Origin of the sequence: Aliikangiella coralliicola (assembly GCF_007004725.1) — a bacterium.
Lineage (GTDB): Bacteria > Pseudomonadota > Gammaproteobacteria > Enterobacterales > Kangiellaceae > Aliikangiella > Aliikangiella coralliicola.
On sequence record NZ_ML660164.1, the window covers coordinates 78,764 to 103,704 of the forward strand.

Genomic DNA, 24,941 nt, shown 5'->3' on the forward strand with positions numbered 1-24,941 from the left:
AAATAACCAGGCGAGATAGTTGAACTAAAAATGGCGCTAATCGATAGCGCCATTTTTTACGATTAATCCGTAGTTCGACTGGTAGTTAGATTTATAGTTACCTGGCTTGTCAATCCAGACCTGATGCCCTGAACCTGGTGCCACAACCATTGCCTCTCCTCGCTGGTTTGTCATTTGAGATAGCGTCATCGATTGTTCTCCATCTGGCGACATGTAAATCAATTGATCACCAATTTGAAAGCGGTTTTTTACATCGATTAACAAGGCATTTTCCCGACTATCAATTACTTCACCAACAAATAATTGATGATGTTTTTGCGGGCTACCAGTTAAGTAATTTTGATAATCATCATGAACGTGACGACGAAAAAAACCTTCGGTATATCCTCGATTCGCCATGCCTTGTAAAGTATCCATCAATCTCATGTCGAAGGGGGCGCCTTTAGCTGCGTCGTCGATCGCCTGGCGATAAACCTGCGCAGTTCTTGCGGCATAAAAATAAGACTTGGTTCGTCCTTCAATTTTTAAACAATCGACTCCGATTTCCATGAGTTTTTCTACATGCTGGATAGCTCTGAGATCTTTCGAATTAAAAATATAGGTCCCGTGTTCATCTTCATACATTGGCATTAAGTCACCGGGTCGTTGTTTTTCCTCTAGCAAAACCAGTTGGTCGCTGGTTGCCCCTTTGCCAAGTTGGGGGAGTGGTTGATGCAACAGGACATCACCATTTTCATTTTGATCGGCGCGATGTACGTCATACCCCCAACGGCAAGCATTGGTGCAGGTGCCTTGATTAGGGTCGCGATGATTAAAATAACCCGAGAGTAAACAGCGACCTGAATAGGCAATACAAAGTGCGCCATGGACAAAAACTTCAAGTTCTATATCAGGACATTGCTGGCGAATTTCAGCCACTTCTTCAAGCGACAGTTCACGAGAAAGAATGACGCGCTTAATTCCCTGAGATTGCCAGAACTTTACTGCTGCATAGTTTACGGTATTGGCTTGTACTGATAAGTGGATAATCGCTTCCGGCCACTTTTCACGGACCATCATCATCAAGCCAGGATCGGACATAATCAGCGCATCCGGCTTCATCGCAATAATGGGCTCAATGTCTTTCAGAAAAGTCTTAATTTTGCTGTTATGTGGGGCGATATTGACTGCCACAAAAAACTGCTTATTTTGTGCTTGTGCCTCTTGAATACCTAACCTGAGGTTTTCTAGATTAAAACTGTTGTTGCGTACTCGCAGACTGTAACGGGGGAGTCCGGCATAGACCGCGTCTGCTCCGTAAGCAAATGCGTATCGCATATGTTTTAGCGAGCCTGCCGGTGAAAGTAATTCTGGTTTAAACATAGTTGCCTGAATGAGTAATATGGAGGTTTGTTGAACAAAAAAGGGCAAGATTATAAAGGGTCACAGACTGAATCAATTGATCCAGGACAATAATCGAGGAATAAGATTTAATTGAGGAGTGATTAGCAAGGGATTATCTGAACCGGTAAGTGGCGACTAAAATTAATAAAAATCTGAAACTAACGAGAGCAATTAACTTCAGGTCAATTATCAATTACTAATTACTAATTTTTAATGGTGATGATGGTGATTCATTTCTCCCGCCGCAAACACACCATACAGAATATAAATGCCAAACCCGACAAAGAGTAAGGCGCTGATTAAACGCACTGGCGGGCGGTTAAGCCTGTTTTTTAATGTGGCACTGGCCGCGCCTGCAAGGAGTGTTGCTGGCAGAGTGCCTAAGCCAAAGCAAAGCATAAATAAACTGCTGTGCAAAGGATTCGCCGTGGTGATCGCATAGCTTAAACTTGTATAAACCAGACCACAGGGAAGCCAGCCCCACAAGGCACCGAGAAGCAACGCTTGAGAAGTTGTTTTCACGGGAAATAATGATTGGCTTAAAGGGCTTATTTTGTTCCAGAGCAATTTTCCCAGCCGTTCAAGATAGCTCAGCGCCATCCAGATTCGGCTCACGTAAAAGCCCATTAATATCAGTAAAATACCTGAAAGAGTTGAGAGGATTGGTAGTGGACTAAGTTGGTTAACTTGAGCGCCAAACCAGCCAGCGAGTAAACCAATCAAGCAATAGCTGAGAATGCGGCCAACTTGATAAAATGTAATTCTGATCCACTTGTTCGATTGGTCTGCAGTCGCCAGCGACAGACTACTTATGATGCCGCCGCACATCCCGATACAATGACCGGCACCGAGCAAACCTAAAACAAAAGCACTAACCAGTGAAATTTCAGCCATGATTTAAAATTATCAAATTAGGTTTCGATAAAGGTCAATGGCTCTGAATAATCACTGACCTTTTTCAATTGATTGAAGAAAAGCTTTTCGTTCTTCAGGGCTCGCTTGTTGCCACCAATAATGGAGCATTTTAGTCGGCATTGACCGCCCTTGCGAGATTGGCCTTTGGGGGCTATTTTCACCTGATAAAATCGAAGCTTTATTGTTCGGCGAGATACTACCTGAATTTTTATTTTGATGCGATAAATTCACTGCGGCTTTTTGTCGCGGGCGCGTTTCGCTGATCAGAAAACTGGTTTGATCGCTGGCTAATGGTCGTAGTTGAAATTTTACTTTTGAATTTCGATCACCTTTAACCACTTCAAATACAGGGTTAAGTATATAGCGTTTTGCAGCGGAAGCATCGACGGGTTTGATAAAGCGTTGAAAATAGTTTCCGTCTTTTTCGAGATAAATGGAGAGTAAATAGGGATCTGATTTGACAATATCAAAATTTTCGCCGTCTTCATCTTCATAAACTTCTTCAAACTCAATCGCCAATTTATTAAGGCCGGGTCGTAAACTGAGTTGCCTGTTTTGGTTCAATAAACCTGATGGGTAATTTTTACCGTTGAGCGCTTTAATATTAAAACTTTCCGCAATGGTGAGTTTGGGTTGTGCTTGAACCGAAGAAAACAAAAACACAGATAAGATCAGTAGCGCCTTTATCAACAATGAAGAAAACGGAAACTTTAAAAATTGGTAGTTCAAATTAGCTCGTTGATTAAACATTACCTGTCCTCAGGAATTTGGTGAAGATCATCTGGGGAAGATGGTTCGTTTGCTCGATTAACATTATCGGTATCTGATTCAATTGTTTTAGAATTTGTATTGTTTTGTTGTTTGATATCATCATCAAATAAAATGTCAACTGGTGGCGAGTCAAGATCTTGAAACTGCCCTGTACGAACGGCCCAAAAAAAGATCGCAATTGCGATAACAAGTAGTGCAATTGAAAGTGGTATTAACCAATATATAACGTCCAATTGGTTTTATTCCTGTGTTTGATGAATGGAGTAGATACGGTCAACTAAATTTAGCTTTTAATGCAAGGGTGACATCGAGCAATGTTTTGACTCATTGACTTTTAATCAGTAACTTTTAATCAACAACTTTTAATCAAAACCCTAAACAGGGTGAGAAGATGTCACCCTGAGTTTATTTTCAACCTAACTTAATTCGCTTCAGAAAATCGAAATTAAGAAGTAAATACCGGCGCGATACCTGAGCCCCAAAAGACAATCGTAATCGCAAGCATTCCCACTAAGCTAACCATACAGAGCGTAAGGATAGAGCTGGCAAATAGGAAGCCTTTCTCTTCATTAATTCCCATAATTTGCGGCACGCCTTTATAAAGCAAATTGACTGAAAAAGCGATAGCAACCAAGCTAAATAACATATCCAGCCACAAAATTGGAAAACTGCCCAGCACGCCAACCAGGAATAGTGGCGAGCAGCTGTATGCGGTTAAGTTAACACATTCTGCCATGGTTGGATTGGCACCGTAAGTTTTCGCCATCCATTGAACAAAGGCCGACACCACTAACACGGCGCTAAGTATAGCGAAATAAGCTATAACCGAGAGATAAAGTGCGCTTTCCGACGTTAATTTATAGGTTTCGCCGTTGCCGATTGACCAACCAACGTAAGTACTTCCGATAAAAGCAGAAACTGGTGGAATGGCTGCGAAAAATATCAGGTAAGTTAAAAATATGTGGCTAATACTCTGTTTTTGCTCACTTATCTTACGCCACTCGTTCGATGGATCATAAAGTAGTGCAATAGCATTTGTAAGTGACATGGCTTGCTCCTCATTCTTATCCAACATAAACCCTTATAATTATTTAATTTGGTCCTTATCATTAATAATACACCAGCAAAATTAATTATCAATCAAGAGTTTGCGTGTTTGGTTAAAAAGAGAGCAAGGTAGAGAGCCAGCCAATAATGCCGCCAAACACACCACCCCAAACGACCAGCCATCCCAAGTGTTTCTTAATCATTTCCTGAACTATTTGTTTCACTAGCTGCGGCGTGAGTTCTGATAATCGTTTATCGATAATTGAGTCGACCTTTGATTTGATGTCCGATAATACTTCCGGCTGCTCGATTTCAGTTTTTAACAACTCGATAAATTCTGGTTGATGACTCATCTCAATTAATGATGATTTCATGCTGGTAATAAAGGGGTCTTTCAGCGGTGTTAACGCTTCCTGTCCACCAAACATTCCGAGCATGCCGCCGAAGGAGGATTGCATAATGACCTCGATAAGGCGATCAAAAGCGGGAGAGAGGTCGACTTTTTCGATAACTGGTTCAAGGTGAAGGTTGGGTTGGACGCCCTCACCACCACTCAAGAATTTATCGATATTTTCATCGGTGAAAAACTGTTCCATCATCATGGTCTTAATCGCCGCCTTAAACTCTTCAAATCGAGCGGGGATAACGCCTGAACCGTAAAGCCCGGGCACTTTCTCAAATAGCATATGAACTGCCAGCCAGTTGGTCAGAGCGCCAGAAAAAGCGAATAAGCCAATGGTAAGCAAAATAGGTTGTGGTAAAAAATAACCCACCAGAACTAAGCAAAAGGCGATGAAATTTGTGATAAAGCTTTTGTTCACGATTCGAAATCCAGTTTGAAATGACAAAATATAGCGCGGATTCTAACAAGAAATAATAAGAGTGAGTAGGCGATTTTCTGGTTCTATCGCTATTTTACGGGTTGTTCTATTGTTCTTCGTGTGAGCGCCAATAACTGGCTGGTTTGATTGATGCCACAGGAATCATCTGTCGTTATTCGAGATGGTCCGAAACCTGAAGTTAAGCTTTCGATTATCTTCAAGCTCCGAACCTATTTCATAGAATACCTTCATTTAGACAGCGTTAATGCTTTCCTGGAGACAAGGCAACGCCTTTGCGTTCTTTGTAAATATAAGCTTGCAGTGCGATCATTTTTGGGTCATCAGCGGCAAGTGATTTGCCTTCCAAAGGATTTTTAATACACCAATTGATCATTTCCCAGATGTGGGTCACTTTGCCTAATTGTTTCTGAAATTTGGGGTAGGTTTCCGGGTGAGTATTGGCGCCGTTCGGATGGCATTGAGCACAAGCAACGCCATTGGTTCCAAGCTTTGGACTAACCCATAATTGCCGACCTTCTTTAGCGACTATTTCAAATTGAGCCAGCCAACGCTCAACGTCTTTTTCACTAAATTCGTCGGCTACTATTCGTTGGCCTGGCACCAAAAAAATCAGCAAAATTAAAGTCAACCATTTCATATTGATTCTCCTTATTAGTAGTGTTTTTGTGGCGCTGTTGGATTATTTTGGTATTGGTACTTGTCGTCCTCCAGGTGATTTCGTTTGGCATTCCATTTCAGGATACGATTATCATTGCTGTAGAGATTAAACGATAAGTCAGTACGACCACTATGCATGTTCATAAATTGCCAGCCGGTGGCATCGCGTTCATCAAAAGGGTCGGCACGGTTCATCGGAACGGTAAGAATTGGCAAGTGGCTTTCGGCCTGTGCATAAGTTGAAGGGTAGGGCCAGGGCCAGGCAGTGGACATCACCGAACTAAACGCAATATTGCCAATCTGGTTGTACTGTATCTGGTGAACATGGCCGTAAATCACATTAGCCTGCTCAAAACGATTGAGTAATTTTTGAATTTGTTCGGCTTCTTCTGTCCAGAAGTTCCAGCCCTTATAAATTTTTTGCAGTGGCGAGTGGGAAAACACAACAACGGGTGTGTCTTTATCATATTTAGCCAAATCCTTCTTTAACCACTTCAGCTGTTTCTTTCCAACCATAAAAGGAGAACCGTTTGGATTATCTAGTCCAGCCATTTCTCCCATGCGCTGCTCTGCAGTGTCCCATCGGTTATTCCATTCATCGTAAGTTAAAATACTATTAAGAACGACAAAATGAACACCTTTGTGGTCAAAGCTGTAGTACTGTTTGCCGTAAAGCTCACTCCAGTATTCGCCATAGTCCAGGTAATAGTCGTGCTCTCCCATAACCATATAGTTTTTATAACGCAGTCCGCTGAGAATTTCTGCGCCATGGTCGAGTTCTGCCTTGGTACCGAGCTGCGCCAGATCGCCGCCAAATACGGCAAAATCAGGTTTAGGGTCAAGTAAGTTCGCTTCGGCTACTGCGCGTTTTAGGCCTTGATCCCAGTTACGGACAAATTGATTATTTTTTATATGCTGGATATGGGAATCGGAAATATAAGCAAAAGTGAAGTTATGCTCCGGCTTTGCAAAAGCAAGTTTGACCATGCTCACTGGTAACATGCCTGCAATGAGTGCAGAAGAGGAGCCTTTGATAAAGTTTCGTCTGGATATGCTCATGAGCCGTGCTCCTGATTAGTTGTCTTTGTCTGGTTTTTTATTTCTGGTGAAGTCAAACTTTCCATAAATGAAACGAGATCATCAATCTGTTGTTCGGACAGATTCAGAGGTCGGATGCCACCGCTTAAATAGGGCGTAATCGGCTGGTTTTTATCTAAAGCGCCGCCATTATTATAATGAACAACCACATCGCGTAATGTTTGCAGACTACCATCGTGCATGTAAGGTGCAGTTAGTGCAATGTTTCTCAAAGTCGGCGTCTTAAAACCGCCGAGATCACTCAATTGATTATTAACCGCAAATCGCCCGAGGTGAGAAGTATTTGGTTGAGTTAATACGGCGATATCAACATCGGCACCTTTCGATTTTGCGACGAGGAATGATTTGGCTAACGGTTCAATTTTTTCTCCGAGTTCATTGACGCCGATACCAATGTTATGAAATTTATGGTCAGTAAATAGCGCATTGTCTTGTTCGATAGTGTGGCAAGAGACGCAACGACCTTCGTTTAAAAAAACTTCAAAACCTCTTTTTTCCTGCGCGTTTAACGCGTTTTCCTTGCCGCTAAAGTAATAATGATCAAACGGACTATTGCCGGAAATTTGCGTTCTTTCAAATGCGGCAATTGCTTTGAGAACGTGCTCCATCGTTATTTTTTTCGAGGAAACACCAAACACCTTTCGAAATGCTTTTTGATACTTTTTGTCCTTTGCAATTACTTTTAGAATAGGCTGGTGAGTAGCAAGCCCCATTTCAACCGGATTTAGAAAAGGGTGCTGTGCCTGATCTTCCAGGTCAGGTGAACGCCCATCCCAAAATTGAGTTTGATTGTAAGCTGCATTTAAAACCGTTGGTGCATTGCGTGTGCCGGTTAAGTTATTGATCCCAACGGAAACTGGCAAAGGACTATCGGTAAACGCTTTATCGGGAGCGTGGCAAGTTGCACAGCTGACCTTACCGGTAGAGCTGAATCGAATGTCGTTAAAAAGCCTATCCCCAAGGGCTATTTTTTCCGGCGTTTGCGGATTATCCGACGGGACCGGCAACTTAGGTAATCCCAGCGGTTCTGCAATGGATAATATCGGGAACAGCGCGAAGAGAAATAAAATCTTTTTTTTCATTTGTGCCTCCTTTTAAGAAGTTGCAGAACTTTTAATGAAGCAACCGGTTGTGACTGAGTAGCGTAACGCCGGTTGCTGAGCAGTCCTGATTTTAAGCTGGCAGAGGTTTCATAATTTGAAAGCTTGCCGACTAAACACCGCAGTTAAAAACGACCAGATTATTTTTGAACATCAGCTGTTTGGCGGGTAAAACCTTAACATTGTCATACCCGAGAGAAATCAGGCTTTGTGCGACCTTTGATGCTCTTTTCCCCGTTTTGCAATAAACTAATATGAGCTTATTTTTATCTTCAGGTAGTTGAGAGTTTTCAAGGTTGACAGCTTGAAGTGGCACATTAATCGCCCCTTGTACATGGGAATGAGAAAACTCTTCTGTTGAACGTGCATCAATCAGAGTAAAAGTGTTTTTATTTGTGAGGTAAGATAAAAGAAGCGCTGTTTCTATCGGGCTGAATGCTGATTCCGATTTTTGCTTTTGAACGGAACTTAAGTCGATTTTCTGATTTGATTTTCGACCTGTTTGTTTAGCTGATATCACGGAAGAGTTACTAGTATTTTTGGAGAGTTTAACAGGTGAATTAATTTCTTGTCGATGTGAACTTTGTTCAGAAGCGACAGATGTATTAGCCAACAATGCGACAGGGATGACTGTAAACAATAGGTAAAACAAGTGCGACATAGTAGCCTCTCATTTGTTTATTGTGTTTAGCTTGTCTGACTAATATTTTCGTAACATCGACTTCAATAATATCCGGTGTATTTGCTATCCAGTTACAATGAAATAGTTTCGGCAAAGACAACTCATTTCGCCAAAGACACTAATTTCACCAAAGACAACTGGTTTCAATAAAGAATATTGAACTGAATAAAAGCAACCGCTGAAATACCCCACTGTCAGAGTAAGTTTAAGGTTTCGAAAATTAGAATAATATAGGGTAGCATCGTCAACAAATATATTTTCTTTATGAGTTCGATAGAGATATGCTTGGTCATATTTTTTATCTCTTTGAGAGAATTTTTTATTGGATAAAGTAAGGTTTTTCGTATTAATTGAAATGTTAGTTAGCAGTTTTGAGATGAGTCGCAGCAAGTTCGGATTAGTTTTTGTCAATGTTACTTCGGGATGTTACTTCTACTATTTTATTTGACAAAAGATATATTCGGCGTATTATTGCGCGCACGCCGCTTAATTTCTCTGTTTGCAAGTTGATGATTGTATTTGACAGATTGATTATTGTATTTGACCGGTTGGTTATTGTATTTGAGAAATCGGCACATTAATTTTGTTTATCTAGAATTTTTAATTCATATTAAGAGGAGTATTTGAAATGCCAGGTTTTAATAAAAGAAAACAATTTAAATAAACCTTTCAAATGCTTAATGCTCGAAAGGTTTGAAGATACCTTTCGAGTCAGAAATCACTTCTTTGAAGCCCTGACTGGAAATCCAGTCAGGGCTTTTTCGTTTGGTACTTCAGAAAACTAATAGAATGGCTAGCCAAATTAACTGGCAGAATATTGGTGACAGTGAGTTAATGGTCGCGTCGAAATATCTGATTGATTATTCATGACCATTCATATTTACCCATATTTTACAAAGGAGAAAGTTAACTTGAAAACAAATAACAAAACTAAAATGAGGACACGGTCCGGTTACAAAACAGAACGGGTACTGTTGTTTAAACAATTAAGGAAGAAATCTAATGGAAATAAACTTATTCAGAGAGACAATCGAGTATGTGGATAATGGACGTCGTTTTTTGTGCGATTGCCCAGGTGGGTATTTTGTTTATCTACATTATTGGCGAAATAAGTACGAAAAGGTGATTAAGAAAATAAACCAATTCAATCGGTTCTATCATGAAGTGTAAAAAGGAGATAATATGCCTAAAAGTAAACGTAAGTCTAAAAGCAAAAGCTCTTCAAACAAGAATAGCGTACCGCGATTGCAGACTGCGCCCAGGAACCCTTATGCAAACCACCCATTGATGAGAAAGAGTGCTGTTCATCAAAAATCTCGTTCTGCTCAACGATCAGCTACCCGTCGCGAGACCAAAAAAATGGCTCGCGACTGGGCTTCAATTCAAACTTTGGAATTAATGATTAAACTCATCATAAAAATCATCTGGCGCTAAGCGACAGGATCATTTACGCTTACCTGTGTTGAAATATCATTCGCCTAATTTCATACGGCCTGAATTTAAACCGAATATTTTACTTTAATCATTAAGTCAATATGTCACAGCAGTTTGAAGTTCAATTTGTTAGAAGCATCGCAGAAATCCCCAAACAACAATGGAATCGAGTTGTTAATACCGACTATCCATTTATTCAATACGAATTCCTGGAGGCGCTTGAGCTGTCAGGGGCAACTACCGGCGACACTGGTTGGCAGCCGTTTCATTTAACGCTGGTTCGTGACGCTGAATTAGTGGCCCTGATGCCGTTGTATCTTAAAAATCATAGTTATGGGGAGTATGTTTTTGACTTTCAGTGGGCAAATGCATATCACCAGTCTGGACTGGAATACTATCCCAAATTAGTTTCTTCAATTCCGTTTACACCAGTTTCGGGACAACGAATTTATTTCGATTCGAGTATAAATCAAGAGACACTTTATCCAATTATATTAAAGGCGCTGAAACAACTCTGTACGACTAATCAGGTTCAGTCCTGGCATTTGTTATTTCCACAACAGGAAGAGTCCCATCGGTTGAAAGCGTTAAGTGTTTGTCAGCGAACCGGTGTTCAATATCACTGGATGAATAAGCAATATTTGAACTTCGATGAGTTTTTAGGGCGATGTAATAAGAAGCATCGCAATAATATGAAAAGAGAACGGCGTCGAGTTTTGCAACAAAATGTTGAAGTTGAGCTATATGAAGGGCCGCAAATAACTGACGAAATGTGGCGTTCATTTTACTATTTTTATCAGTTAACTTACGCGAAAAGAAGTGGGCATGATGGTTATCTTAACCAGGCTTTTTTTGAAACCATCGGTAAAGTAATGCCAGAAAAAATAGTGATGTCTGTCGCCAGGTTTCAAAATGAGATGGTCGCCGCTTCGCTATTTTTTAGAGACAAGCAATCGCTTTACGGACGCTATTGGGGATGTCGCGCAGAATTCGACTGTTTGCATTTCGAACTCTGTTATTATCAGGGAATTGACTATTGTATTAATCATCGTCTGTCGTTATTTGACGCTGGCGCTCAGGGCGAGCATAAAATTCAACGTGGCTTTCAACCGGTCAAAACCTACTCTAATCATTTCATTTCTCACCCACTTTTTAGTGATGCAATTAAAAAGTTCACAAGCGAAGAGTTAACTCACGTTAACGAGTTGATAGAGCAACTGACAGAACGACTACCATATAAGTCGACCTGACAAATAAACTCTAAATCAAGTTGGCAAAATGCAACATAAAGCTACATTTTGCTATAAAAACCAACATTTTAAACCTCGTTATCGGTAATATTACCTTGTTATTTTCTACAGAATTTTTACGATGAAACTATCAAAGTCGTTTAAATAAACTGCGACTGTTAAACACAATTACTTAACACTACAAACATCGTCAAAAGCGGACCTGATTAATAATGAGAAAAAATACCAGCTTGAGAAGAAAAGTGACTGAGTTACTTAGAATGTCGGTGGCGTCAGCTGCAATCTGCACCGCGACTGTCACAAGTTTTTATGCGACGGCTTCGACCCTCCAACCGATAAATGCTTCTCGAGTTGAGGTGGCTGACCCTGCGATAGCGCGTAAAATTGCGATCTCATTCCATCATGCGATTCTTGAAACTAACTATGCAGAAGGTTACATCATCGCCGATTTGAGTGATGCGGAGATCGCTCGTCTTAAAGCCGAACACTTCTCGATTAAGCCCGCGAATAATTGGCAAAAAAAGTATGCCGCTTTTCAGCAGCAGCTAAAAGAAAAAATTTCATCGGCAAAAAATGGTAAGCAAGTCGCGGGTATTCCAGGTTATGAATGTTATGCGACGGTGGAAGAAACATACCAACAAGCGGCGGATTTGGCGGCTACCCATTCTCAGCTCAGCGAATGGATTGATATTGGTGATTCCTGGCAAAAAACCAATAATCAGGGCGGTTATGATTTAATGGTTTTAAAAATTACCAATAAAAATATTTCTGGAGAAAAGCCAAAGTTATTTATCCACAGCGCCATGCATGCTCGTGAGTATACGCCAGCCGCGTTAACACTCGACTTTGCCAAACAGTTACTCAATGAATATAGTAGCAATGCTGATATTCAATGGATTGTTGATCACCGCGAAATTCACCTGCTTTTCCATATGAATCCAGATGGTCGAAAAATTGCAGAAAGCGGTGTTTATCAGCGCAAAAATACCAATCAGAATCATTGCGCCAATAACAGTGTCGGTGTTGATCTCAATCGAAACTTTGCTTTTTTCTGGAATACTACTGCCAATGGTTCAAGTGGTAATGAGTGTGATGAAACTTTCCGAGGAGCATCTGCAGAGTCTGAGCCTGAAACTAAAGCGGTTTCTGATTATATCCGAGGGTTATTTCCTGATGCTCGTGGGCCCAACGAGCAAGACGGCGCACCTCAGGACACGCCTGGAATGCATCTGGATATTCACAGTTATAGCGAGCTGGTTTTATGGCCCTATGGCCACACTGACAGGATATCGCCGAATAATTCGGGCTTTGTTGCACTCGGTAATAAATTGGCGTTTTTCAACGGGTACACACCGCAACAAAGTGTTGGTTTGTATCCGACCGATGGAACCAGTGATGATGTGAGTTATGGCGAGTTAGGTATCGCTGCATTAACTTTCGAATTGGGAACTAATTTCTTTCAACAATGTTCTGTTTATCAAAATAAGATCAAACCCGATAATTTACCGGCACTGGTCTATTCAGCAAAAGTTGCCGCCGCGCCTTACCTTTTAGCTTATGGGCCGGAAGTCACCAAAATTGAGCTTAATGGCGCTGAAGACACCATATCAATCACCCAGGGAGCCCCAATTGAACTTGCTGCGACTGCGAGCGCGGTTCAAACGAAACTATCTGCCAATGGTCGAACAGTGAGTCGCATCGAGTACTCGATTGATACACCGATATGGGAAGCCGCCGCGAATATTATAGAGTTAACCGAAACCGATGGAAATTTAAATTCAGGCGTAGAAGTGATTAAAGGACAAATAGATACGTCGACACTCACTCAAGGCCAACACATGCTGTTTGTCAGAGCTTATGACGGTAACGGTAAAGTCGGCGTACCGAGTGCGGCGTTTATTAATATTTCTCAGAATAATTCGCCGACACCTGAGTTTACCCATCAATGTACAGATTTGAAGTGTGACTTTGACGCGTCAAATAGCAGTGATACCGATGGAAATATTGTCAGTTTTGAGTGGGATTTTCACGATGGAAACCAGGGAACAGGGGAAACCATCAGCCATACTTTCGGTGAAGCCGGTGATAAAAATATCACACTGAAAATTACAGATAATGCGGGAAGTAGCGCGGAAAAAAGTGCCCAGCTAACAGTTAGTGAGCCTGTTGTGGTTACACCGCCGACACCTCCAACAACGCCACCGGCCAGTAGCTCTGGTGGAGGATTAATTATATGGTTAAACGCTGCGCTTGCAGGACTTTGGTTGTTAAGAAAAAGGCGGAAAAGATAGTCATTCTTTGATTTTGGAAAAGTGTTCTTCCATTGAGAATGTTGTTGGGTTTCCTGCGTCAACCCAACCTACGAAAATTGGCAATATTGAAATAAATGTAGGTTGGGTCGAGGAACGACACCCAACAAATGGCTGAATAAAATCACCTGCTCTCAATCATATTATAGTTAAAATATGTAAACACCGTTTTTTGATTAAAACACTTTTAACTTTATAAATTACTGATGACTGTTTTTGTTCCTAGTCCGGGCCCATAAACAAGTGCGTTAAGTAAAAGTCGATTGGTCGCCAGAGTTGAGCCTCGAAATACTGGCTGACTGGCAAACAAAATAATTTGACCGTTCCCCTTTCTTTCACGGGTAAGGTAGGCTGAATTAGCCATGCGTTGACTGGCTTCTGGCCAGAGTAAACCGCTCATTCGCAATTTTAATTCGTATTCATCTGGTAAACTTGACCAACCAACTTTTCTAGAAACTGGCTTATTCTTAAACGAAGCCAATACTTTTTGCCAGACACTTTTATCCATTTCTTTATAAACACCCAAACGAACAACGGCTTCTGATTTTGAGTCAGACATGAGTATTGGATTATTTGAAACCAGAACAGGCAACATTTCTCCCACCCCATAACTTAACCAGTGTTTCTTATCACTTCTAGCAGCGACAATTGCGCCTGAAGGCATAAACTTACTCAGCCATTCATCTTGTTTTTTGAGTGTTTTTTCATTTGCTGGTGGCTTTACGTCTGACCAGGGATATTCAATTTTTTCGGCCGCGTTATGAGACCAGATATCCTTGATAACATCATATTCATTTTGTTGAGCCAACCATTCTTGTCGCAGAGACAGGTCGTACTGATCAATATCTTTAAATGTTTTGTTTAACTGGCGAACACTACTAAATTTGACGGAGGGAGCAACTAACGCAGGAATTGAACCATCGATGGCGATTAATGTACCGCCGGCTTTAACCCAGGTATCGAGGATTTTGATTTCATTTTTTTCAAGTTTTCCATAAAAACGATCAGGGATAACGAGGGTGTTATATCGCCGCAAATCGTTGTAACCGAAAGTCCCCAGATCCAGGTGGGAGTGTCGAATGCCCAGGTTTGACTCGATGCTATGCCAGATTGCTCCATAGTCATAAGTGTTAATGCCACCTTGCGTTAAAATCGCAATTTTCGGCTTTTCTAGTAAGCGAAAATATGACCCGCCAATATCGGGTAAATCGCCATCGCCTAAACCACTCACAATGGCTTGTGCGTGAACCGACATTTCTTTTGCGGTTGACTCTACAATTGCATCAAGATTACCGTGGAAAAATTCGTTGTCATATCGGTAAACTACTACCGAGCCTCGGGAAAAATCGGTATCGTCAAGTTTCGCTTGGCGATCAATGACGCGAACCTTTAATCCTTGTTCTAATAGTCTCGCTGCAAAACCAACCGAGGCGTCATCAGCACCGTCAACTACATAAGCGATAGAGTTTGGTTTTTGGGTAATTGATTTCGGTGGTTCACTTTTTTCGTAAGCTTTTAAATTCGCGTTAATATAGGTAGGAATTGTGAAAGCTTCAACGCCGTGCATCATTGTGAGATTCCAGGCGGTTGTGTCATACATTAAACTTGAACCATCACGTAAAACTTTCTGCCGTTCTTCGATCAATACTGCATCGTCTATTTGCGCATCAAACTCCAACATTGCTGCTAGCAGACGAGCTTCTGGTTGGCGATTTCGAATGATTAAAGTACCTTTTGGTAACTCGGCGGTAACAGTTTCTCCCAGTTGATTCTTAGCGTTGGAAAAGGAAGTCGATTTAGTGGTAGTAAAAAGTTCAAACCCTTGTAATTCCATCAAGCGAATAAACCCAAGCCAGCGCTTACGATTTTTAGTTGGTAAAATTGCGTAGCTTATGTTGGCAAATTGGCTATCGGCTGAAACGTTTTTACGTCGGTCGGCTAAGTAATCACGATAGATTTCTTTCGAGTTGTTAACTAATGTTTTTAAATTGGCTAACGTACTGATTAGCTGGTGGTGTACCGCTTCTTGATAAGTGAGAATTCTGTTGTTGCGCTGGCGAACGCCATCCTCGGACATACGCGCCTGCTCATATAAAATATGAATGCTCCCACGAAATTCTGCATAGCTAGAGTAACCGGGATAGAGGTTTTCAAACCATTCTCCAGTGTAGTAGGGCCAATTATGACTATCGAAAGCGCCTGCTTGCTCTTTGGCAAAAATATTTCCCCACTTTTTTGAATATTTCGACAGGTTTTTGTTGATGGGTTCTCTCGCCGGCGCGAATAAGTAGGTGGACTGTGCGCCCATTTCGTGTCCGTCGATCATTAATTGAGGATGCCATTGGTTGATGGCTTTTACCCGTCCAACTGTTTCAGGGTGTACGCCGAGAATAAAGTCGCGGTTTAAGTCAAATAAGTAGTGATTGGTTCGCCCATAGGGCCACAGTCCGGAATGAAGCATGGATTGGTCATCGACATTGGGTGCAATGCCCCGGTTTTGCTCAAGGGCTTTGGTAAAGCGCGCACGACCGTCAGGGTTCATTGAAGGATCAATGATGATCACACTTTTGCTGAGTAAGTCCGCTACGTCATTTTCTTGAGAAGCAATCAGATGATAGATTGCTGCTAGCGAAGCATCTGCACCAGAAGATTCATTACCATGAATAGAGTAGGCCATCCACGCGACAGCTGGTAACCGGTCAATAATTTTTTTTGCGTTGGCGGCGTTGAGACCTTTTGGGTTAGCTAATTGAGCGAGATCATTTTTGATATCATCGATTTTTGCCAGGTTGGCAGGGGTAGAAATAATAGCGTAGTACAAAGGTCTATTTTCGTGTGACCTGGCGTATTCTACGAGCTTTATTTTGTCGCTCGATTGTTCCCAGGTTTGAATACTGTTAACAATTTGTGTTGGTGTTGCCGTGCGCTGACCAACGGGAAAGCCGAGCAATGATTCGGGCGTTGGGATTGCTGCGTCGTAATTTCCACTTAGGAGTTTTTTGGAATAATCAAGACCTGTTAGAGGTGTTGGTTTCATTTTTATGCCGGCGAAGCTTGTTGTGCTTATTGCCAGAATCAGTAAAAAGGCGAGTCGCCTTAATAGGTATTCAATCATTATTATTCCTTTTTTAATTCTAATTTGTTGCGCATTTTTTTGTGGATTGACGCGTTAGAGCCAAAGTGGGGTTAACGCTTTGGTCAAGTTAAGCGTTGACAGTATCACTGTGTTTGCGTCAGCGTCAAATGGTAAAGGGGGGGAATTTTTTGAGGGGATTTTGAAGCATGTTGAGTTAATTTTTTGAGATAATATCTCGTTCTGAGAGTTTGGTTTGTTGTTGGGAATTTAGGGAATTTTAAGGGCGGTTTCGCATCGCTTTGCTTGCATGCGAGTTACTTTTGTCCAAAGCCACAAAAGTAACCAAAAGGGCTTTTTCGCTGAAGATAACTAATTTGTTGCGTGTTGATAGAATTGGTAAGCCTTTGCTGTCCTTTCTTGTTGAAAGCGACTCATTGGGCGGAAAAAAACTCGGTTCCCTCAAACATTTTTCCGCTTTATCCAATGAGTCATGAATTCCACAAGACCGTTATAGCCGCTGGGCGAAGAAACTACTAAGGTTCTATTTAATTGCCAGCAGATTTTTGTCTGTTTTTAGTTTCCAGAGCCCGTCTGATAATCTTACCTATTAACAGTCATTGGCAGGAAGCCCATTAAAAACGAGTGGGTAGGCGCAAAAGAACAATTATAGATTCGATGACCAGTGTATTCGCGTTGCCTAGCGGCCAAGCGTACGGCATTTTTGGTTACTTTTTTTGCTCTTGAAAAAAGTAACTCGCATGCAAGCAAAGCGGTGCGAAACCGCCCTTGACCTAAAAAATAAATCCCCTAAATTAAAAATGGTCTCAACTCACAAACAGTCATTGGCAGGAAGCCCATTAAAAACGAGTGGGTAGGCGCAAAAGAAGAATTATAGATTCGATGACCAGCGTATTCGCGTTGCCTAGCGGCTAAGCGTACGGGCATTTTTGGTTACTTTTTTTGCTCTTGAAAAAAGTAACTCGCATGCAAGCGCAGCGATGCGAAACCGCCCTTAAAAAAAGAAAATGAATACAAAATCAAAACGAACTACCAGAAACAACTTTAAACTCCCCCGGCGCCAAACCATCAACCCACCAATCCCCAACCGCAACCCTAACCAACCGCAAAGTCGGAAACCCAACCGCCGCTGTCATCCGCCGAACCTGCCGATTTTTCCCTTCTTTAATGGTCAACTCTATCCAACTAGTCGGTATATTCTTCCGAAATCTCACCGGCGGGTCGCGATCCCACAACTGCAGATCTTCTTGCTCAAGATTAAGGCTTCTGGCATTGGCGGGTTTGGTCAGCCCGTCTTTTAAAACAACACCTTTACAAAGCTGATTCAGAGCCTCTTCGGTAATTTCGCCTTCAACCTGAACCCAGTAGGTTTTCGGTTGCTTGTATTTCGGATGACTAATTTTATGTTGAAGCGGGCCGTTATTGGTTAACAGCAGTAACCCTTCCGAGTCTTTATCTAATCGACCGGCAGGGTAGACGTTTTTGGTGGAGATATAGTCAGCCAGCGTTGAGTCGCCTGCTTCTCCTGTAAATTGGCATAAGGTGTTAAAAGGCTTGTTGAACAGGAGCAGAAGAGTTTCTTTTGGCGTCGCTTTCCTGGTTTTTTTGAATTGGTTAGAAGACTGTTTAATAGCGCGACGACGGGTCATGGGGTAGGGATCTTAGTGCAAAGAGAGAAATTCTAATCTAAACTTGCTCTAATTTGTAGCCAGATCAATAAAGCGCTTGTTTTTCATTCTCAAATAACCTTACAGACTAGGAAAAAGGGCGCTTTTTACGTATAATTCGCGCTCGCTGATTCTGCCTGTTTTTGGCTGCCATCACCGGACTTTCAAACAAAACCTGGTGTTTATGTGAGTTCGGAGAACAAGACGTTACTAGAAAATCCTCTAGGGCAGTCTGTGAAAAAGAATCAAAGCAAGAGTCTGCGCCAGATTATGTGAGAAATGAGAGCAGATTCTAAATAATAAGACTGTGCCCAGTGTCAATTTGACCTGATAACACAGTGTGAGTAAAACGACGGCAAAGCCAACGAAATCCTGTTTGGAAGTGATTCATCACTGAAACACTCTCCAAATAGTAAAGTTCAAAACTAATTTGCTCAAAGTAAGCATATTTAGAAATGGTTAGTTCGATCGTCGATGGTTTTAAATCGATAGTTTTAAGTCGCTTATTCGTTGTAATTTGTATACAAAATGAAGTTTAGAAATTAGCGATTTATTAAACCAACGAGAAAATACTGAATTGAATTCATATTGATACGGATTAACTGACAGTCTATCAATGACTTATTTGTATAACACATCTGTAAAACACATTTGTCAATCTAGGAAATCAAATGACGACTTCTAAAATTATTTATACCGAAACTGATGAAGCACCTGCGCTCGCAACCTATTCTTTATTACCTATCGTTAAAGCGTTTACTGAAGCTGCCGGAGTTGAGGTAGAAACTCGCGATATTTCTCTTTCTGGCCGTATCATTGCAAATTTTCCTGATTATTTGTCAGAAGAGCAGAGAATTTCTGATGCGTTAGCCGAAATGGGTGAGCTGGCGAAAACGCCAGAAGCTAATATCATCAAGTTACCGAATATCAGTGCGTCAATTCCACAATTGCAAGCCACTATTAAAGAGCTGCAGGAGAAGGGTTATAAACTACCTGATTACCCTGAAGAACCGCAAAATGACGAAGAAAAACAAATTAAAGCCCAATACGACAAAATTAAAGGAAGTGCGGTTAACCCTGTTTTGAGAGAAGGAAATTCAGACCGTCGCGCGCCAGGCTCAGTTAAAAATTATGCCAAGAAGAACCCGCATTCCATGGGCGCATGGGCAAAAGATTCAAAATCTCATGTAGCCAGCATGTCTGATTCTGATTTTTTTGGTAGTGAAAAATCAACCACGCTAAATGAAGCCGATGATTTACGTATTGAGCTGGTCGATAATAGCGGCGCGGTTTCGGTACTAAAAGCTTCTACGCCCGTGTTAGCCGGTGAAGTGATCGATGCGTCAGTGATGAGCAAAAAAGCATTAAGAGCTTTTATTGAAGCAGAAATTGAAGACGCAAAAAATAACGACGTGTTGTTCTCTCTTCACCTGAAAGCAACCATGATGAAAGTTTCTGATCCGATTATTTTCGGTCACGTGGTTTCGGTTTTTTACCAGGATGTACTGGAAAAGCATGCGGCAATTATTGAAGAGCTCGGCGTTGATGTTAACAACGGAATCGGCGATCTTTACACTAAAATTGAAGCCTTGCCTGCTGACAAGCAAGCGGAAATCAAAGCTGATATTGAAGCTTTATATCAACAAAGACCTGCGTTAGCGATGGTCGACTCTGACCGTGGAATCACTAACTTACATGTGCCTTCTGACGTAATTGTTGATGCCTCCATGCCCGCAATGATTCGTGGTTCTGGCCAGATGTGGAACGCGGCTGGTAAGCAACAAGACACTAAAGCGGTTATTCCTGATCGTTGTTATTCTGGTGTGTACCAGGAAACCATTAATTTTTGTCGTGAGAATGGTGCGTTTGATCCATCAACCATGGGAACAGTTCCTAATGTCGGATTAATGGCGCAAAAAGCGGAAGAGTATGGTTCACATGACAAAACATTCGAAATCGCAACTGATGGCGTTGTTAAAATTATCAACAAGGCAGGCGAAACGCTGTTAGAGCAGAAGGTCGCTACAGGTGATATTTTCCGCATGTGTCAGGTCAAAGATGCACCTATTCAAGATTGGGTGAAACTTGCTGTTACACGTTCCAGACTTTCCGCAACACCAGCGGTATTCTGGTTAAATAGTGAGCGTGAGCACGATGCACAATTGATTGCCAAGGTTGAAAAATATTTGGCTGATCATGATACAAATGGACTCGACATTCGAATTTTACCGCCAGTTGAAGCGACTCGATTCACATTACAACGAGTGAAGCAGGGCGAAGATACTATTTCTGTCACCGGTAACGTGTTGCGTGATTATCTGACTGATTTATTCCCAATTCTTGAGTTGGGAACCAGCGCAAAAATGCTGTCAATTGTTCCGTTAATGAACGGTGGCGGGTTGTTTGAAACTGGCGCGGGTGGGTCTGCACCTAAGCATGTTCAACAATTTGAAAAAGAAAATCACCTTCGTTGGGATTCTCTCGGAGAATTTTTAGCTTTAGCGGCTTCCCTGGAGCATTTAAGTAATACGACAGGTAATGCGAAAGCGAAAGTTCTGGCCGATACGCTAGATCAGGCCACAGGAAAGTTCCTCGATACTAACAAGTCACCATCGCGTAAAGTTGGTGAGTTAGATAATCGTGGCAGTCATTTCTTTTTAGCACTGTATTGGGCTCAAGAATTAGCGGTACAGGATGCTGATGCGGAGTTAAAATCTCGTTTCAGCGGTTTAGCGCAGGCATTAAACGATAATCAAGAAGCAATCGTTAATGAGCTTAATTCAGTTCAGGGTCAATCGATGGATATCGATGGTTACTACCGCCCGAATGCAGAGTTAGCTGCTCAGGCGATGCGTCCAAGCGCAATATTGAATCAGGCGTTAGCTAGCTTATAAGAGTTAGATCTAAGCCTGATAATAAAACCTGAGATTGGCAGAAAGTTAATCTCAGGTTTTTTTGTGCAGTAAACCTTTTGGACATTTCTACAGGATCGGCAAGCAACAAGAAGGTTTTCTGCAGTCCCGATGCAGCGCACAATAACCGAAACGGTGATGATATCAGCTTGATTTCAAACAATCGTTGGTTAACAGGATTGGATTGAGTAATTAGAAATATCTCTATTTGTTATAATTGTGAGCTGTGGACAATAAAGAAATGCTGCAATGGATTGCAATTTGAGATTAGGGGTTGCGAACGAAAAGCCCGCGCTACGGGCCTTTATTAATCGAATCTAATCTTCTTTTGGCTCGATCAGGGTGGTGCCGTCTTGAGCAACTGTGCTGATGGCCTGTGCATGTAGGCCTTTCGGTCCTTCACAAGTTTCAAATGTTACTTCTTGACCCGCTTTGAGGCTTTTGTATCCATCCATATCAATGGTTGAATAATGTGCAAAAATATCATCGCCGCCGTTGTCTGGACGAATGAAACCATAACCTTTAGCGTTGTTAAACCACTTAACTGTACCCGTTGCCATCATATACTCCTCATATCTTCCCTTACTCATTGAAAATCAACTGACCCATTTACGGTAACTTATTGATTTTTAAAAGCTTTATAAAAAACTACGAATATTTATATAGCAGTGCTGCTAATATCACCGGAAATGTCCAGACTAAGAGCGAAACAATGAATCTCACAAAACAACTAAAATGTCAACCCCCTTACCACTACAACACCGGGGATATTGCGAAGATTTATAAATAATTATCTGTAGTGTAGATTTTGTCTTGAAAAATAGCTGGAGCTTCCCCATTAACCTTTATTAAAATAGAACTCACCAGAAAAGCTGCAAATTTGAAACCTTTTACTAGAATTAAGATATGAGCGACGAAAATATTCGCGAGAAAGAACATGGTGTTGCGGTTGCTGAATCAAAACCAGAAGTGCAACAACCTAAAATGTTCAAAGTTTTATTGTTGAATGATGATTACACACCCATGGATTTTGTAATACAGGTGTTAAAACGCTTCTTTCATAAGACAACTGAGCAAGCCACCAAAGTAATGCTTCAAGTGCATTATGAAGGGCATGGTGTGGCGGGAATTTACACCGCTGACATTGCTGAGACCAAAGTGGCGTTAGTTAATGATTATTCAAGGGCCCATGAGCATCCGTTGATGTGTACCATGGAAGCCGAATAAATCGGGGAATCAGAATAAAATGGAAGCCGACATGAAAGGGAATTTGAATAGAGCCGAGAGTAGGTAACATGCCAAGGAGTTTGTTGTTTGCATGTTGTTGTATAAATCGAGTGTTCGAATAAGGTGCATAAACGATGTTAAGTAAAGATTTAGAACTGACCCTTAATCTGGCGTTCACCGATGCTCGTGAGAAGCGACATGAGTATATGACGGTTGAACACCTTTTACTCGCTTTACTAGATAATGCTCACGCTGTGACAGTATTACGCGCCTGCGGTGCTGATATTGAAATGTTGCATCGTCAGCTAATTAATTTCATTGAGGAAACCAGCCATATCCTCCCAGCTGAAGCTGGTGATGTGGAAACCCAACCTACACTAGGTTTCCAGAGAGTATTGCAGCGAGCTGTTTTTCATGTGCAATCCTCTGGCAAAAAGGAAGTGACCGGCGCAAACATTCTGGTTGCCATTTTTAGTGAGCAGGAAAGCCAGGCGGTTTATTTCTTGCAACAGCAAGATATTTCAAGATTAGATATTGTTAATTACATATCCCACGGTATTTCAAAGATACCCGGTGATGATAGAGAAAATGACAATATTGAGTTTGAAGCCGCTGAGCAAGAGCAAACGACCAAGCAACCAACGGCGCTAGAAGCCTATACTGTCGACCTGAACCAAATGGCGGCAGATGGTAAGATCGACCCATTAATCGGCCGAGATCTTGAAATTGAGCGGACTATTCAGATATTGTCCCGCCGCCGAAAAAATAACCCATTATTCGTTGGCGAAGCCGGTGTTGGTAAAACGGCAATCGCTGAGGGATTGGCGAAGAAAATAGTCGATAGTGAAGTGCCTCAGGTAATTGATGATTGTCAGGTTTTTTCATTGGACCTGGGAGCATTGTTAGCAGGAACTAAGTATCGTGGCGATTTTGAAAAACGCCTCAAAGCCGTTCTGGCTGAATTAAAATCGAAAGATCATGCGGTTTTATTTATTGATGAAATTCACACCATTATTGGCGCAGGTTCAGCTTCTGGCGGCGTTATGGACGCCTCTAACCTGATAAAACCGATGCTTGCTAATGGCGAACTGAAGTGCATGGGATCGACCACCTTTCAAGAGTACCGTGGAATATTTGAGAAAGACCGTGCACTTGCCAGACGTTTCCAGAAAGTGGACATTGATGAGCCAAGCGTCGCCGACACAGTCGATATCTTAAAAGGATTGCGTTCGCGGTATGAGCAGCATCACGATGTCAGTTATTCTGACGCAGCGTTGCAGTCTGCGGCGGAATTATCGGCCCGTTATATTAATGACCGGCACCTTCCGGATAAAGCAATCGATGTGATTGACGAAGCCGGCGCAAACCGTCAGTTGCAAGAAAAAGAAAATCGCGAGAAGCGCATTTCGGTGACTGACATTGAAAATATCATTGCCAAAATGGCAAAAATTCCAGCGAAGAATGTTTCAACTTCTGACAAGAAATCGCTCGAAAACCTTGAACGAAATTTGAAGATGGTCGTTTTTGGTCAGGACAAAGCTATCGAGACATTGTCCGATTCAATTAAGCTATCGCGCTCAGGGCTCGGGCTGGAAGATAAGCCGATAGGTAGTTTCCTGTTTGCCGGTCCAACCGGGGTTGGTAAAACAGAGGTTACCAAGCAGTTGGCAAAAATAATGGGAATAGAGTTTATTCGTTTTGATATGTCCGAATATATGGAAGCGCACACGGTCTCAAGACTTATCGGTGCGCCTCCCGGCTATGTGGGTTACGATCAAGGCGGTTTACTGACTGAAGCTGTGACCAAAAATCCTTATTCAGTCGTGTTACTCGATGAAATCGAAAAAGCCCATACGGATGTTTACAACCTGTTGCTTCAGGTTATGGATCACGGCACTTTGACTGATAATAACGGACGCAAAGCTGACTTCCGCAATGTTATTCTGGTGATGACAACTAATGCCGGTGCTGCCGAATTAGAAAAGCCGGGAATTGGTTTCCAGACTCAATCGAAAGATAAAGACAATATCGAAGTGATTAACCGCGTGTTTTCTCCGGAGTTCAGAAATCGTCTGGATGCGATGGTTTGGTTCCAGCCACTGGAAATGGATGTTATTTGTTCTGTGGTTGATAAGTTCATTGTTGAATTACAAAGCCAGCTTGATAACAAAGGCGTTTCACTTGAGGTGACTCAAGATGCCAGAAACTGGTTAGCGGAGCAGGGCTTTGACAAAACCATGGGCGCGCGCCCAATGGCCAGAGTGATGCGCGAAAAAATTAAAAAGGAATTGGCTGAAGAATTATTGTTTGGACGATTGTCTAATGGCGGTCAGGTTGTTGTTGGTTTTGATGCTAAAAAAGACAAGCTTACTTTCAAAATCAAGAATAAGCAGGAAATTGTTATCAAACAATAAAATATCATCAGTATGCCGTGACTGGAAATTGTCACGGGTATTTAAATTAACTTGAGGTTAGTTAACCTGAGATTCGGATAAGGAATAAATAACCGAGAAAAGTAAAAAAGCAGGCCCAGGCCTGCTTTTTTGAATCTAT

At 41.8% G+C, this 24,941-nt stretch carries 20 protein-coding genes; 7 read left to right on the plus strand and 13 right to left on the minus strand.

What is annotated here, in order from left to right; translation table 11 throughout:
- Positions 1 to 36 precede the first annotated feature (36 nt).
- The 10 genes from trhP to FLL46_RS11720 form a co-directional block, all read right to left on the minus strand.
- Complete coding sequence (gene trhP, locus FLL46_RS11675) at positions 37 to 1,362, minus strand: prephenate-dependent tRNA uridine(34) hydroxylase TrhP (protein ID WP_142893704.1); 1,326 nt, start codon at positions 1,360 to 1,362, stop codon at positions 37 to 39.
- A 231-nt stretch (positions 1,363 to 1,593) separates the two neighbouring features.
- Positions 1,594 to 2,277, minus strand: coding sequence for a sulfite exporter TauE/SafE family protein (locus tag FLL46_RS11680; protein ID WP_142893705.1), 684 nt, complete (start codon positions 2,275 to 2,277; stop codon positions 1,594 to 1,596).
- Between the two features lie 51 nt (positions 2,278 to 2,328).
- Complete coding sequence (locus FLL46_RS11685) at positions 2,329 to 3,048, minus strand: DUF2057 family protein (RefSeq protein WP_142893706.1); 720 nt, start codon at positions 3,046 to 3,048, stop codon at positions 2,329 to 2,331.
- Entirely contained in the window at positions 3,048 to 3,302 is a 255-nt protein-coding gene (ccoS, locus tag FLL46_RS11690; protein ID WP_142893707.1) for a cbb3-type cytochrome oxidase assembly protein CcoS, read from the minus strand. The genes FLL46_RS11685 and ccoS overlap by 1 nt, the downstream gene beginning before the upstream one ends.
- A 212-nt stretch (positions 3,303 to 3,514) precedes the next feature.
- A complete protein-coding gene (locus tag FLL46_RS11695) occupies positions 3,515 to 4,117 on the minus strand; it encodes a Yip1 family protein (protein WP_168204139.1) in 603 nt (200 codons plus the stop codon).
- A 112-nt stretch (positions 4,118 to 4,229) separates the two neighbouring features.
- Positions 4,230 to 4,937: a DUF445 domain-containing protein gene (locus FLL46_RS11700; RefSeq protein WP_142893709.1), complete on the minus strand. Its 708-nt coding sequence runs from the start codon at positions 4,935 to 4,937 to the stop codon at positions 4,230 to 4,232.
- A 262-nt stretch (positions 4,938 to 5,199) separates the two neighbouring features.
- Positions 5,200 to 5,595 (minus strand): c-type cytochrome, encoded by a 396-nt coding sequence (locus FLL46_RS11705; RefSeq protein WP_142893710.1) that lies wholly within the window; start codon positions 5,593 to 5,595, stop codon positions 5,200 to 5,202.
- Positions 5,596 to 5,609: 14 nt separating this feature from the next.
- On the minus strand, positions 5,610 to 6,674 hold the full coding sequence (locus tag FLL46_RS11710; RefSeq protein WP_142893711.1) for a metallophosphoesterase family protein: 1,065 nt from the start codon (positions 6,672 to 6,674) through the stop codon (positions 5,610 to 5,612).
- Entirely contained in the window at positions 6,671 to 7,795 is a 1,125-nt protein-coding gene (locus FLL46_RS11715) for a cytochrome-c peroxidase (RefSeq protein WP_142893712.1), read from the minus strand. The genes FLL46_RS11710 and FLL46_RS11715 overlap by 4 nt, the downstream gene beginning before the upstream one ends.
- A 130-nt stretch (positions 7,796 to 7,925) precedes the next feature.
- Positions 7,926 to 8,474 carry a rhodanese-like domain-containing protein gene (locus tag FLL46_RS11720; RefSeq protein ID WP_142893713.1) on the minus strand — a complete coding sequence of 183 codons (549 nt, stop codon included), beginning with the start codon at positions 8,472 to 8,474 and terminating at the stop codon, positions 7,926 to 7,928.
- 1,023 nt (positions 8,475 to 9,497) lie between these two features.
- Between FLL46_RS11720 and FLL46_RS26955 the strand changes: the two genes are divergently transcribed.
- The 4 genes from FLL46_RS26955 to FLL46_RS11735 all read left to right on the plus strand — a co-directional run bounded on the left by FLL46_RS26955 (position 9,498) and on the right by FLL46_RS11735 (position 13,470).
- Positions 9,498 to 9,665 (plus strand): hypothetical protein, encoded by a 168-nt coding sequence (locus tag FLL46_RS26955; RefSeq protein ID WP_168204140.1) that lies wholly within the window; start codon positions 9,498 to 9,500, stop codon positions 9,663 to 9,665.
- A 12-nt stretch (positions 9,666 to 9,677) separates the two neighbouring features.
- On the plus strand, positions 9,678 to 9,929 hold the full coding sequence (locus tag FLL46_RS11725; RefSeq protein ID WP_142893714.1) for a hypothetical protein: 252 nt from the start codon (positions 9,678 to 9,680) through the stop codon (positions 9,927 to 9,929).
- A 101-nt stretch (positions 9,930 to 10,030) separates the two neighbouring features.
- A complete protein-coding gene (locus tag FLL46_RS11730; protein WP_142893715.1) occupies positions 10,031 to 11,179 on the plus strand; it encodes a GNAT family N-acetyltransferase in 1,149 nt (382 codons plus the stop codon).
- 212 nt (positions 11,180 to 11,391) lie between these two features.
- A complete protein-coding gene (locus tag FLL46_RS11735; protein ID WP_142893716.1) occupies positions 11,392 to 13,470 on the plus strand; it encodes a M14 family zinc carboxypeptidase in 2,079 nt (692 codons plus the stop codon).
- 211 nt (positions 13,471 to 13,681) lie between these two features.
- Here the strand turns inward: FLL46_RS11735 and FLL46_RS11740 are convergent, their stop codons facing one another.
- Together FLL46_RS11740 and FLL46_RS11745 are read right to left on the minus strand one after the other, a co-directional pair.
- Entirely contained in the window at positions 13,682 to 16,603 is a 2,922-nt protein-coding gene (locus tag FLL46_RS11740; protein ID WP_142893717.1) for a M14 family zinc carboxypeptidase, read from the minus strand.
- Between the two features lie 998 nt (positions 16,604 to 17,601).
- Positions 17,602 to 18,231, minus strand: coding sequence for a pseudouridine synthase (locus FLL46_RS11745; RefSeq protein WP_142893718.1), 630 nt, complete (start codon positions 18,229 to 18,231; stop codon positions 17,602 to 17,604).
- A gap of 689 nt (positions 18,232 to 18,920) precedes the next feature.
- On the opposite strand from FLL46_RS11745, the gene FLL46_RS11750 reads away from it, so the two are divergent.
- A complete protein-coding gene (locus FLL46_RS11750; protein WP_142893719.1) occupies positions 18,921 to 21,143 on the plus strand; it encodes an NADP-dependent isocitrate dehydrogenase in 2,223 nt (740 codons plus the stop codon).
- Between the two features lie 335 nt (positions 21,144 to 21,478).
- On the opposite strand, the gene cspD is transcribed toward FLL46_RS11750, so the two are convergent.
- Positions 21,479 to 21,751: a cold shock domain-containing protein CspD gene (cspD, locus tag FLL46_RS11755; protein WP_425456738.1), complete on the minus strand. Its 273-nt coding sequence runs from the start codon at positions 21,749 to 21,751 to the stop codon at positions 21,479 to 21,481.
- A gap of 316 nt (positions 21,752 to 22,067) precedes the next feature.
- Between cspD and clpS the strand changes: the two genes are divergently transcribed.
- A complete protein-coding gene (gene clpS / locus FLL46_RS11760; protein WP_142893720.1) occupies positions 22,068 to 22,388 on the plus strand; it encodes an ATP-dependent Clp protease adapter ClpS in 321 nt (106 codons plus the stop codon).
- A gap of 134 nt (positions 22,389 to 22,522) precedes the next feature.
- Positions 22,523 to 24,802 (plus strand): ATP-dependent Clp protease ATP-binding subunit ClpA, encoded by a 2,280-nt coding sequence (gene clpA, locus FLL46_RS11765; RefSeq protein ID WP_142893721.1) that lies wholly within the window; start codon positions 22,523 to 22,525, stop codon positions 24,800 to 24,802.
- Positions 24,803 to 24,941: the final 139 nt, after the last annotated feature.